The organism is Dyadobacter jiangsuensis, from assembly GCF_003014695.1.
Classification (GTDB): Bacteria; Bacteroidota; Bacteroidia; order Cytophagales; family Spirosomataceae; genus Dyadobacter; species Dyadobacter jiangsuensis.
In genome coordinates this window covers 18,753-32,130 of record NZ_PYAS01000008.1, presented here as the reverse complement: position 1 = coordinate 32,130, position 13,378 = coordinate 18,753, and the positions used below count along the sequence as shown (strand labels likewise).

General features: G+C 51.1%; 10 protein-coding genes. All 10 read left to right on the top strand.

The window, feature by feature from the left end; all coding sequences use genetic code 11:
• Positions 1–482: 482 nt before the first annotated feature.
• The 10 genes from CLV60_RS17080 to CLV60_RS17035 all read left to right on the top strand — a co-directional run bounded on the left by CLV60_RS17080 (position 483) and on the right by CLV60_RS17035 (position 13,348).
• Positions 483–3,695: a SusC/RagA family TonB-linked outer membrane protein gene (locus tag CLV60_RS17080; protein ID WP_106596597.1), complete on the top strand. Its 3,213-nt coding sequence runs from the start codon at positions 483–485 to the stop codon at positions 3,693–3,695.
• 13 nt (positions 3,696–3,708) lie between these two features.
• On the top strand, positions 3,709–5,187 hold the full coding sequence (locus CLV60_RS17075) for a RagB/SusD family nutrient uptake outer membrane protein (RefSeq protein WP_106596596.1): 1,479 nt from the start codon (positions 3,709–3,711) through the stop codon (positions 5,185–5,187).
• A gap of 41 nt (positions 5,188–5,228) precedes the next feature.
• The gene (locus CLV60_RS17070) at positions 5,229–5,993 is read left to right on the top strand and encodes a phytanoyl-CoA dioxygenase family protein (RefSeq protein ID WP_106596595.1); all 765 of its coding nucleotides are present in this window, start codon (positions 5,229–5,231) and stop codon (positions 5,991–5,993) included.
• A gap of 33 nt (positions 5,994–6,026) precedes the next feature.
• Complete coding sequence (locus CLV60_RS17065) at positions 6,027–7,073, top strand: hypothetical protein (RefSeq protein ID WP_106596594.1); 1,047 nt, start codon at positions 6,027–6,029, stop codon at positions 7,071–7,073.
• 66 nt (positions 7,074–7,139) lie between these two features.
• Positions 7,140–8,399 carry an MFS transporter gene (locus CLV60_RS17060; RefSeq protein ID WP_170118800.1) on the top strand — a complete coding sequence of 420 codons (1,260 nt, stop codon included), beginning with the start codon at positions 7,140–7,142 and terminating at the stop codon, positions 8,397–8,399.
• 41 nt (positions 8,400–8,440) lie between these two features.
• Positions 8,441–9,595 (top strand): sialidase family protein, encoded by a 1,155-nt coding sequence (locus CLV60_RS17055; protein ID WP_106596593.1) that lies wholly within the window; start codon positions 8,441–8,443, stop codon positions 9,593–9,595.
• A gap of 37 nt (positions 9,596–9,632) precedes the next feature.
• Positions 9,633–10,844, top strand: a complete 1,212-nt coding sequence (locus CLV60_RS17050; protein WP_106596592.1) for a sialidase family protein — start codon at positions 9,633–9,635, stop codon at positions 10,842–10,844.
• A gap of 25 nt (positions 10,845–10,869) precedes the next feature.
• On the top strand, positions 10,870–11,571 hold the full coding sequence (locus CLV60_RS17045; protein ID WP_106596591.1) for a GDSL-type esterase/lipase family protein: 702 nt from the start codon (positions 10,870–10,872) through the stop codon (positions 11,569–11,571).
• Positions 11,572–11,583: 12 nt separating this feature from the next.
• Positions 11,584–12,372 (top strand): SDR family oxidoreductase, encoded by a 789-nt coding sequence (locus CLV60_RS17040; protein WP_106596590.1) that lies wholly within the window; start codon positions 11,584–11,586, stop codon positions 12,370–12,372.
• 16 nt (positions 12,373–12,388) lie between these two features.
• Entirely contained in the window at positions 12,389–13,348 is a 960-nt protein-coding gene (locus tag CLV60_RS17035) for a hypothetical protein (protein WP_106596589.1), read from the top strand.
• Positions 13,349–13,378 lie beyond the last annotated feature (30 nt).

The following is a 13,378-nucleotide window of genomic DNA, read 5'->3' as shown; positions in this document are numbered from 1 at the left end:
TCAAAATATCGACATCATCTGTCGGACGAACCTCGTCAGCATCCGGTCAGTGCAAAGCGATACCGTCGCACCGCCTACAAAAGAGCCGTTGGCAAGTTCTCCTAGCGTATTATGGACTATTTTGATTCGGGTCATATTGTCCTTGTGACTCATAGCAGATATTTCCTAACATCTTCAATGCAAGTTGTATTTCCCTGCGTTTTCCAACGCGTAAGATGTCCATGCTGGCAAGATACTTGCAGAGTTCTTCATCTTTAGTTGCCGCTATTGCTGCTCTCTTATATCGTGGCGAGATGCATTGACCCATTGCCTCTTTTTGTTTTGTACCGACTTCCTATTCCACTCTGAACCAATGAAAAGTGCTTCGAACCGGGCGGCTGAAAAATAGTATTACAAAAGCAAACAAAAGTAGAGGATCGAGGTAATGGCAAAATCTAATTTTGGATTTGTTAGTTCATGCCAAACCTTCTAAGCTCAATGCTATGCAAAAGAAAATATTACTACATCTCTTTCACCGGAAGCCCTGTTTATTATTTTTATTGATTTGCTTTTGTGTACCTGCTGCTCTCTCTCAAACGGCAGTTCGGGTTTCGGGGAAAATTGTTGACGAAAATAACGAAGCACTGCCGGGCGTGAATATTCAGGTGAAAGGAACCACTACCGGCGCCAGCACAGATGTGGATGGAAATTATACCGTAAGCGCCGCCCCCGGATCTTCCCTGATATTCTCCTTTATAGGTTACCAGAGTCAGGAGATCCCGATAGGTAATAGCTCGGAGGTTAATGTGACATTGAAGGCAGACGTGGCGGTGTTGCAGGAAGTGCTGGTGACGGGATACGGGGTGCAGTCGCGCGAAACGTTGACAACGTCTATCTCGAAACTCGACACGAAGGTGCTTGAAAATGTTCCTTTTGCCAATGCGGCCTCGGCTTTACAGGGTACCGTGTCCGGCGTGCGGGTCCAAAGTACATCCGGACAGCCCGGCGCGGCTCCGCGCGTGATCGTACGGGGAGGAACCTCTATCAACAACCCCAATGGGGCCAGTCCGCTATACATCATCGACGGGGTGATCCGGACCGATATGAATGATATCAATTCGGATGATATCGCTTCCATGCAGGTATTAAAAGATGCGGCTTCCACCGCAATTTATGGGGCCAGGGGATCGAACGGGGTGGTAATCATCACCACCAAAACGGGCAGGTCAGGGCAGACGAGGGTCAGTTATTCCTATGACCTGACTACCTCCAAGCCCGGTAAAATGTTCGAGCTTGCCAATGCACGGGATTATCTGACGATCAACAGGCTAGGTGTTTTTGGGGCTGCGAAGTTCGGAGATTATACTTCGAGGCTGACCTTGCCTATGGGTTACGGAACAGGGAATGACCTGACCAATAACACCGCATTTACAACCCAATACCTGACACCTGCGAACGAACATAAGTTGAAGGAAGGCTGGCAGAGCATGCCGGATCCAGCAGATCCCACCAAGACACTGATCTTCCAGGACACCGATTTCCAGGCATTGAATTACCAGACGGGCATTTCCCATAACCACAACCTGTCCGTTTCCGGTGGTACCGAAAAAGGATCCTTTAATGCAGGGGTGGGGTATATGACTGCCGATGGGACCGTAATCACGACGAAATACGACCGCCTCAGCTTTAATCTGAACGGGGATATCCAGGTGAAGAAAAACCTCACTGTATTTTCAAAAGTGATTTTTTCAAGGTCTTCAACGAACACACCCTACGGTTCCACCGCGGTTACGTTCTATCGAAACGCCGGTCTGGCGCCGACGGCTAAATACAGGTTTGAGGACGGTACTTTGGCTCCCGGTACCAACAACGGTATCGGAAACCCGGAATACCAGATGAATACCAGGAAGGCCGAGAATTCAAATGAAAAGCTGACGGTGACGCTGGGTTCGCGCTGGAATATCCTGCCCGGTTTATCGTTTGAACCGCAAGTGTCACTTTATAATGTCAATGGAGATGGATATACGTTTCAGCCGGGATTCTGGAACGGGCCGCTTGCGTTTGTGGATGCACGTGCAGCCTCCGCAACCAGTTCCAGGTGGCGCCAAACCCAGGCGGATGGTGTTTTTGCATACACCAAGTCATTCAAGGACCATAACCTCGACGCAAGGGCAGGGATATCCTATTTCGGACGTACCAATTCCAGTCTGAGCGCCAGCGGAAGAGGGGCCTCGACCGACCTGATCCCGACCCTGAATGCTTCTGCGGAAGCAACGGCAGTCAGCAGTTCCATCAGCGACCAGCGTATCCTGGGGTATTTCGCGAGTGCCAATTACAATTATCAGACGAAATACCTGTTGACGTTGAATATGCGCTACGATGGTGCGTCCAATTTGGGGGAGTCGCATAAGTGGGGCTTTTTCCCCGGAGTTTCCTTAGGCTGGAACATGCACAAGGAAGATTTTTGGGCCGGAATCTCCCGCGGCGTTTCTCAAATGAAACTGAGAGGTAGTTATGGTGAAAATGGAAATATCAGCGGATTGGGGGATTTTACCGCCCAAGGTGCCTACGGCGTGGGATCCAGATATGGAGGCGCTGCCGCAATCCAGAATACAGTCATTCCGAACAAGGATTTGAAATGGGAACAGTCTAAGACTTTCGATATAGGTGCAGACCTCGGTTTCCTGGACAACCGGCTTACCCTGATCGTGGACTATTACCGGCGCGTAACAAGCAACCTACTGACAAGCCTTCCTTTGCCGCAGTCTACGGGATTTGCCAGTGTGCTTACCAACCTGGGCACACTTGAAAACAAGGGTTTTGAGATTGAGCTCGGCGCACGCGTACTTCCCGCCAATTCTCCCTTTCAGTGGAGTGTGGCTTTCAATGCTTCCAAAACGAAGAATAAAGTATTGAAATTGCCCTATAACGGGGTGGAGAATAACCGTGTCGGCGGTGTGCTGATATGGGACGATGCGCGCCAGGATTATGCCTGGAAAGGGGGAATTCAGGAAGGCCAGAAGCTGGGGGAAATGTATGATAGAAAACAAGTGCGCATTTATCCCACCGATGAAGATGCGAAAAACGGTCCGATCGCTTCCTACATCGTAGGTGCGGATAAAACCCAGTACGGGGGGGACGTTGAATATTACGATGCGGACAAGAACGGCATAATCGATTCGCGGGACAAAAGGTATATGGGGAATGCCTATCCCCTGTGGACGGGAGGGTTGTCGAATACATTGAGCTATAAGAATTTCAATTTTTATGTGCGGCTTGACTATACCACCGGCCACACGATCTTCAACTGGGGCAGGATGTTCCTGGACGGAAATATGTATTCGGACGGCAACCTGACTCAGCGAATGGTAGAGCGCTCCTGGAAAAAGCAGGGTGATATTACTGATATGCCCAGATCGTATTGGGGCGGCGAGAGGGTTCAGCGTAACCTGTTCGACGGGGTCACCACCTCAGGCAACTCGATGTACAATGAATCCGGCGACTTTCTGGCCATTCGCGAGGTAACGCTGAGCTACTCCGTACCGTCGAAGATATTGAACAAGCTGAAACTGGCCAGTTTGAGATTCAACGTAACCGCCAACAATATTCACTACTTCACCAAATACCTCGGCCTGAACCCGGAAGAGGGCGGCGTCGACGATGGGCGTTATGCAATGCCTAAAAACATCATTTTCGGGGCCAATATTTCATTTTGATAATCAGGAAATTATGAAAAAACTGAGACTTATACTCTTTACCCTGCTTGTGTGTTTTTGCGGAGCTTCCTGTGATGTTCTGGACGTGGCACCTGTCAGCGTTATCACCACCAATTCTTTCTGGAAAACGCAGGAGGATGCGGAAGGGGCATTGAATGGTATGTATGTAAACCTCCGGAACGTTTCCGGCGCGATTTACACTCTAGGCGAACAGCGGAGCGAGGTTTTTGAAGGCGGCATATACGGTAGCGGACGGAACGATCTTTTTCTGAACGAGCTCAGCGGCGACCAGCCTCACCATCCCGATTGGAGCGGCTTTTATGCCACTATCAACTCTGCAAACCTGATCATTAAATATGTTCCAGGCATTACATTCAAGTCGGAGGCGGTGAAGAACAGCATACTGGCGCAGGCGTACAGTATGCGGGCATACACCTATTTCGTGATGACGCGGACCTGGGGGGACCTGATCATCCGGACGGAGCCAACCGAAACGTCCGGCGCGGAAGTAACGATCAAGGAGCGCGCACCCCAGGCAGAAGTGTTTGCGCTGATCAAAAGCGATATTGAGATGGCGCTCACTCTTTTTCCCGACAATAATTTTGCAGCCGGCCGCTCTAAATGGTCCCGCGCAGCGGTAAATACCCTGAAAGCGGATGTGCACTTATGGACAGGCAAAAGAATGAACGGCGGCGCGGCCGATTTCACGAAGGCACTGGCCGCAATCGCAGAAGTAGAAAAGGCGGATGTTTCGCTCCTGCCGAATTACGCAGACCTGTTCGAATATGCCAACAAGGGTAATAAGGAAACCATCATGACGATCCGATATCAGGATCTGGACGGTGCCTCGAATAACCAGTTTTGGCTCCACTGGATTATTGATAGCGCGATACCCGCAAATATCGATGCTGCTACCAAGGCATTAATCCAGCCGGTGGGCGGCGGCCAGGGGCTGCTTGTGGTCACTTCGCTTGTTCGTAACCAGTTTACCGAAGACGACACACGGAAAAAAGCCTCCTTCCACGAAATTTTCACCTATGATGCGGAGGGTAAACCAACCTTTTACACGACTCTGTCTATGAAAGGCCGAGGGTTGCTGACGGGCGGCACGAGACTCTTTCTGAGCGATATTGTGCTTTACCGCTACGCGGACGTCATATTGCTCAAAGCAGAGGCTAAAAATGCGCTGGACCAGGATCCTACCGAAGAAATTAACAAAGTGCGCCAGCGGGCTTATGGAGCAAATTACAGCAAACACGTTTTTGTAAAAGGGGCGAAACAGGCGAACGATGATGCGATTTTGAAAGAAAGGCTTTACGAATTGCTATACGAAGGAAAAAGATGGTGGGACCTGGTACGCTTCGGCCAAGTGTTCGATTTGGTGCCGAATCTGAAGGCTCGAAAAGGACAGGACCATTTGCTATTGTTCCCGATCGCGAATACGGTATTGAGCCTTGAACCGAAAGTGAAGCAAAATCCGGGCTATAATTAGCCTTTGAGCATTGATTGCATTCATTTTAAATATAGTGAAAAATGGATTTTAGATTGATCAAAAGAAAATTTGAAGAAGACGGCTATGTCTTTCTGCCTGGATTCCTTTCAGAGGAGGAAGTGGCGGAAGTGAACCGCAGACTGGAAGATTTTATCGAAAATACGGTTCCCGGACTTCCTGTGAGCGATGTCTTTTACGAAGACAAAAACGATCCCGCCACGTTAAAGCAGATTATGCACGTGTCTGACCATGCGCCCTATTTCGCGCCAATGCTGAATGACAGTAAGTTCAGCCGGATCGCGGGGGAGCTGCTGGAAGACACCGTAGTGCCGAAGATTCTGGAGTATTTTAACAAACCTCCGAAAATCGGAAAGCCTACCCCTCCGCACCAGGACGGCTACTACTTCATGCTCAAACCCGCCAAGGCGGTGACGATGTGGATGGCCCTGGAAGACGTGGACGAGGCCAACGGTTGTGTGCGTTACGTACGGGGATCACATAAATTGGGAATGCGCCGGCACGGGAGAACACAGACCCTCGGCTTCTCGCAGGGAATCACGGATTTCGGCTTGCCGGAGGATCTTGAAAATGAGATCGCATTCCCCGCCAGACCGGGCGACCTGCTGATCCATGACTCGCTGACCATCCACCGCGCCGACGGTAATCAAACGACCGACCGTACTCGGAAGGCGCTGGGGTTTATCTACTTCGGCGCGTCGGCGCAGGAAGACGTAGAGGCCAAGGCGGCCTATCAGGCACAATTGCGGCAGGAAATGCGCGAAAGAGGCGAGTTGGTGTCAGAGTGAATTGATCTCTATTCAGTTTTAAATTTATCAGGAATGATTAGAATAAAATGGTATTTACTGGTCTTGATTTTGACAGCCACTAGCTTCGCATTTGCGGGTACAGGACTTCCGGCCGATTCGATCCGGGTCACCCGGGTTTGGGACAAAGAGCCGCACAACGCTTTTCCTGATCTGGTTCAGTTCAAGGATTATTTCTATATCACTTTCAGGGAAGGTGCGAACCACGTCGGGAATGAGAACAATGGAAAAGTAAGGATCGTGAGGTCGAAAAACAGAAAGGATTGGGAATCGGTGGCCTTGTTTGACATGGACGCCGAGGATGTGCGCGAAGCCAGGCTGTCTGTGCGGCCGGATGGCACCCTAATGGCCATCGTCGCCGCGGGTATCTTCAAAGACGGAAGGTATCTCACGCTGGCACCCTACGTTTCTATCTCAGATAAATCGGGAACCCATTTTTCAGAGCCCGAAAAAACGACTTTCAGCAAAGAAATTACGCCCGCGCTGGACTGGATCTGGCGGATTACCTGGCACAGCGGGGTAGGGTACGGGATCATGTACACGGCCGATTACAAGACCGTCGACGGAAAGGGGGTCCGCACGATGTCGGCCCGGCTGCTCAAAACCAAAGACGGTAAGTACTACGAAAATGTACCCGGGTTTGACCTGGACGGAAGTCCCAACGAATCGACGATCCGTTTTGATAAAAATGACAAAATGTATGTGCTGGTAAGGCGCGAAACCGGTGACCAGATGGGCGTACTGGCAGTAAGTGACTTTCCCTATAACCAATGGAAGTACAACAAGCTGACCGTCCGGCTCGGCGGCCCGAATTTCCAGTTCCTGGGCAGCGACAGACTGATCATAGGCTCCCGATTGCATGAAGGGAAAGAAGCTTCTACCGCATTGCACGTGACAGACCTGGAAGGTAAAGTGTTAAAAACCATGAAGTTGCTGAGCAACGGCGATAGCAGCTATCCGGGGCTGATTGTAGAAAAAAAACAGTTGTACGTGGCCTATTATTCCAGCCACGAAGGCAAAGCGATTATCTATCAGACCCAAATCCCTTTGAAAGACCTGTAAACCGGGCGTTAAGCGGTGCATGCATTCAATCGGTATTTGCTTCTTTCTCAACAAACCCACTTCCCTATGTCCACAGTCGAGGCCGCACCATTAAAAGCTGAGTATACATTGCCTTCAGGGGCGTGGCGGATTGTTATTTTATTATGTTTTGTAGGCTGTCTCAACTACCTCGACCGCACGATGATCACCACTATGAGAACTTCGATCATCGAGGCAATGCCAATGTCCGATGCACAGTTCGGGTTGCTGACTTCCGTGTTTTTGTGGGTGTATGGTATTCTAAGCCCCTTTGCAGGCTACCTGGCCGACCATTTCAACCGGAGCCGGGTGATCATAGGCAGCTTGTTTGTTTGGTCCGCGGTGACCTGGCTCACCTCTTATGTAACAACCTTTGAGCAACTGGTGGCGACGCGCATTTTAATGGGTGTAAGTGAAGCCTGCTATCTTCCCGCAGCAGTAGCACTGATCGTCGATTATCACAAAACCACCACGCGCTCCCTCGCATCAGGCATTCATATTGCCGGGGTAATGGTGGGACAAAGCCTGGGATTTGTCGGCGGTTGGATAGCGGAAGACCATGACTGGACAGCACCTTTCAGCGTATTCGGGCTGGTAGGGATCGGGTATTCCTTTGTATTACTCTGGCTACTGCGCGACGCGCCGGAAAGCAATCAAGCGGAGGAAAAAGCGGACGAGCCGAAAATCGAATTTTTTCAGGCACTCCGCAGTCTTTTTGGTCAGTGGTCGTTTATACTGCTCGTTGTTTTCTGGTCTTTGCTGGGGATTATCGGCTGGATGGTGATGGGATGGATGCCAACTTACTACAAAGAGCATTTCAACTTGTCGCAGGGCATGGCCGGGCTTTATGCCACGGGTTATCTTTATCCCGCTTCCATCGCCGGAGTAATCCTAGGCGGCTTTTTATCCGATCGGTTTGCAAAAGGGAGTGCCAATTCGAAATTCCTCATACCCGTGATCGGACTATGCATTGCGGCGCCGAGCATATTTATCGCGAGCAATACCTCGGTACTGCCGCTGGCGATCGTCATGTTTATGGTGTATGGGCTCACCCGTATGTTCAGCGACGCGAACCTGATGCCCATTCTATGCCTGACCGCCGACCCGCGCTATCGTGCAACCGGTTACGGCGTGCTCAATTTTTTTGCCTGCGTGATCGGCGGGATTGGTTTGTATGCAGGCGGGGTTTTGCGTGACATGCAGGTTGACCTCGGCCAGATTTTCCAGTTTGCCGGTGTTTTGATGTTTGTTTGTGTAATGATCCTTTTGCTGATCAGAAAGCGGACAAATGCAGGCGCGGCCTCATAAGTAATTGTTTCAAAAGCATCTATTCCTAAATCCTTTTTAATATGAATACCAACAAATTCTCCCGTTTACTGCTCTTCGGATTTATGCTTGCTTCCGGTAGCCTGTCTGCACAGGAAGCCGCTAAACCCGCGTCCGGGCATACTCAGAAACCGATGCTCATTTCAAAAGGCGGGGATGCGGGTGATTACCAAGCCTTCCCCGATGCTTGCCGGCTCAAAAACGGGGATATTGTAGCGGTATTCTATGCAGGCGACGAACACGTGACAAAGCAAAGTGAAAGGTATCCGAAGGCTGGCCGCATTTGCCTGGTACGCTCCAAAGACGAGGGGAAAACTTGGTCGAAACCCGTTACGATTTACGATGACAACGACGATAACCGTGATCCGCATATTGCCCAACTGAGCAACGGTTCGCTGGTGGTGAGCTTCTTTTCCTTGCGTTATCCCAGTTTTGGGGCAAAGGAATATAAAACACTGGGAAGTCCGCAGCTGCTGTGGTCGCGGGATAACGGCAGGACCTGGGACAAGGAAGCAACCTTGCTGGAAACCGGTGACATAGACTGGCTTTCGTCAGCCCAGGTGCGCGAAATGCCCGATGGTACCACCATCCTGCCGGTATACCACCAGGAAGGCAGAGGCGGTTTGAAAGCCTGGGGCGGGGTAATGCTTTCACGCGATAAAGGCAAAACCTGGGGACCGGTGATTACAATCGGCGAAAAGGCTAACCTTCCCCTGGCGGCGGAAACCGATGTCATACTACTCAAAGACGGGACGCTCTATGCCGCATTGCGCGCACAGCAGGAAGTACCTATGCATTTTGCAAAAAGTAAGGATATGGGTAAAACTTGGTCGGATGTGGAAGACATTGGTTTTCGCGGACACTCGCCGTCGTTTACCCGCCTGAAAACGGGCGAAATACTGCTCACTACCCGGGCATTCACCGATGCACCTTCCAAAAAAGGTTATACCGGCCTGCGGATCAGCCGAGATGAAGCTAAAACCTGGGAAGGGCCTTATATGGTCGATGAAACGCTGGGGGCTTATCCTTCCACGGTTGAGCTGAAAGACGGCTCGGTGCTGGTGGTTTATTATGAAGAAGGGCAAGGAAGCGGTATACGTGCCTACCGGTTCAGGGTTCCTGCAAAAGCGGCGCCATTTGCAGAACCCAGGCGGCTGGAAATGCTGACCGGCAAATGACACCTCTCCTTTTGCTTTTAACCTAACCCGCATTTATATGAAATTGAAAGAAATATCAGCGCTGTTACTGCTCTTTTCAGCAATAGAATATCAAGTCCCGGCCCGCGCGAACGCTTACCCCGGTCCCGGCGCCCAACTTACTTTTACCGACAGCATTCCAGGCGTACGTAAGGTAGAGGATGTGGTGATTTACCGGAATGAAAAATTTCACGCCGCATTTCCTTCCGTGATTAAAAAGAAGAACGGGGAGATTGTGCTCGCATTCCGCAGGGCACCCGACAGAAAGGTATTTGGCGAGAAAGGTACCAACCACGTGGACCCGAACAGCTACCTCGTGTCCGTGAAATCAAAGGATGGTAAGACCTGGACGTCCGAGCCTGAACTGATCTATTCCCATCCGTTCGGCGGTTCACAAGATCCTTGCTTGTTGCAGTTAAAGGACGGGACTATCCTTTGTGCAAGCTACGGCTGGGCATTCCTCCGGCCCGACGGTATGGAGAATCTGAAAAAACCTTATTTTCTGGCAGGTGGGGCCGTATTCCTGGGAGGATATGTGCTCCGCTCCACAGACGGCGGCAAATCCTGGCTGGGGCCATTGTACCCGCCGCATATTGAGCAGGAGATCAACTACACCGCCATGGGTGAAAAACTCCCGGCTTACAATAGGGGCGCAATGTATGAGGGGAAAAACGGACGGATCTTCTGGGTAGTGGCAGCAACCGATCGCCAGTCGCCGAATAAGACTTCCAATCATTTACTGATCTCGGACGATAAGGGGCTAACCTGGAAATACTCGGCGCCTGTTGCAGTGGACGAAGAGGTTTCGTTCAACGAAGCTTCCGTTTACGAAACGCCGAAAGGGGATGTTGTGGCCTTTTTACGAACGGCCGGTTTAGACGATCAGGCTTGCATTGCCCGGTCTGTCGATGGGGGAAAAACTTTTACCGCCTGGGAAAAAATGGGTTTTCAAGGTCATCCGCTGCACGCACTGCGGCTACCGGATAACCGCGTATTGCTCTCTTATGGTTACCGCCACAAACCATTGGGCATACGGGCGCGTATATTGAATGCCGAATGCACAGACTTTGCCACCGCCCCCGAAATCGTGTTGCGCACCGACGGCGGTACTACCGACCTGGGGTATCCCTGGGCTGTCCAACTGGACAAAAACCGCGTATTAGTCAGCTACTATTTCAACGTGCCCGGCGGGCCGCAGCATATTGCAGGGAGTATTCTGGAAATCAGGTGAACGCTTTTTTGAACCGACTTTGCGTATGATTTGCAAATGCCTTCACCTACGGATAGCTGCCGCTCAACTGCTGCTGGTAGCCGGGCAGACTTTCGGGCAGACCGTGGCATGGGACCGTACCGTCCGGCCGGATGTCTACGCGCCGCGTGTTGCGCTGATGAGGTCCTTCACGCACTCTCCTAAGGACATTGTTTTTCTTGGAAACAGCATCACGTTCTGGGCAGAATGGCAGGAGTTGCTGGGCAACAAGCATATCCGCAACAGGGGCATTCCGGGGGATACGAGCTATGGGATTCTCGACCGCCTGGACGAAGTGACGGGAGGGAAACCTGCGAAGGTGTTTCTTATGATCGGCATCAATGATCTGGCCCGCAACACACCAGCAGCAGTGGTGGTGAATAATTGCAAACGCATTGTCAAAAGGATTAAAACCGAATCCCCACGGACAAGGGTATATCTGCAAAGCCTGCTTCCCACCAACCACTCTTTCAACAAGCTCCCTAACCACTGCAACAAAGACACGCTGATTTTGCAAGTAAATAGCGCCCTGGCAGTGTTGGCAAAAGAAGAAAATGTCGGCTTTATAGATCTGTATACCCATTTTTCAGACTCCGCAGGGAAGCTGAAAAAAGAGCTGACCTGGGACGGCGTGCATTTGACTGCCGCAGGGTATGTACTGTGGGCAGATTTGCTGCGGAAGGGTAAGTATATAAATTCAAAACGATAAACCGCCTGTGCGATGGCAAATACTGAAATTCCTATTCTAAATCTGAAAGACAAGCATATATGGGTTTTTGGAGGGGCCGGCTATCTCGGACAGGCTGTCGTTTCGGCCCTGGATAGATGGGGTGCTAAAGTGCTGTGTGCGGATCTGGACGATAGAGCGGCGGTTTTTGCGGAAAAGGAAAAACTCGTGAATACCACCTGCGCCACGCTGGATGTAACCCATACCGAAGCGGCTGAGCAGTTTGTCGAGAGGCAGATTGCTGCGCTTGGCGTGCCCGATGGGTATGTGAACCTTATCACCGCGAGCACCGCTAAGAAAATGGAGGAACTGTCGGCGGAAGATTTTGATATAGTAAATCACGGTGGGCTCACTGCCGCTTTTATTCTTACCCGCGCTTTGGGTATGGAAATGGCTGCCCGGCAACGTGGCAGTATCGTGTTGTTCTCGAGTATGTACGGTTCGGTGTCGCCCTACCCGGATGTATACCAGGAGCCCATGAACAAAAACCCGCTCGAATATGGCGTGGGAAAGGCGGGTATCAAGCAAATGACGCGCTATTTTGCTGTTCACTGGGGCAAATACAACGTGCGCTGCAATTGCATTTCCCCCGGGCCGTTCCCTAATCCCGAAGTACAGAAAACGCATGCGGCTTTCGTTGCCAGGCTTGCCGGTAAATCACCGATGGGGCGCATCGGACAGGCGTCGGAAATTGTCGGCTCGGTGGCCTTTTTATTATCCGATGCCGCTTCCTATATCACCGGGCAAGACCTGGCAGTGGACGGCGGGTGGACCAGTTGGTAACATCAATGCAATATTTATGAAGCTTCTTTCAATCGTTTTTAACCTAATTTTTATGACCGTGTTGCTGGGCGCTTGCAATAGTAAAAAGCAGGATTTTCAAAGTTCTGTCGAACTTGAAAAGCAATGCATTGCGGCTTTGAGGGATGTGTTGGCAGCGCAGCAGGAATGGGTAAAAGTCCATGCAGCTGAATACCTGATCTGGGCGGGGCATCCCGAGGGTATCCGGGAGGCTTATATAGAGGAAGAGCGAATGTGGGCTGCAAAGCCGCAGTACCGCATCGGGATCTGGCGTGTGCTGGCGCAGGTGGCCACAGCGGACGTTGATAAGCAAATCTGGACAGACAAGATTTTAGGGGTTTTCCTGGACTCTACGGCCACCGACCGCATTCATGCTGCCGAAACGTTGGCAAAACTGGGGATCTCGCCTTTAAAAAAGGACTGGAAACTGACCGAAAACACACTTCAGAGCGAGATAAAACCACTGGCACTATACACCTTATGGAGTACTGCATTTACCTCCCCGGATTCACGTGCGACGGTCAAAGCCCGATTCCTGAAAGCAGCGCTGAATGCGGATACTGAAGCCGCGGACAAGGTGATTCCCGCCTATGCCCTGCGTCAATTGAAGGGGATTTCGCAGGAAGAATCAACGATGCTGGCCGTGGCAGCATTGGCGGAGCCTGCGGATTCACCGGCAAGGATATATTTGCTGAGCGCGGCTTTTACCAACAACGATCATAATCTGGGCCAGTTAGAAAAGTTGCATGCCGCGCTGGTAAGCTACAAAAGCGCGATATCGAAGGGTGCTATTTTGGAGATGGCCGCCGCTTTGGCTGAAAGGGGCAAAGCGGAAGATATTTCCATATTAACGCCGCTGCTTACGGGTGCCAGTCAGCTGGAAAATGAGTCGGACCGTGCGGATGTAGCCGCGGCCGCTGCACATGCCATTTTACAAATCGGAAGCCGCACAGAGTAGGTATAAATGTCTTTGAAAGATAGTATCAGA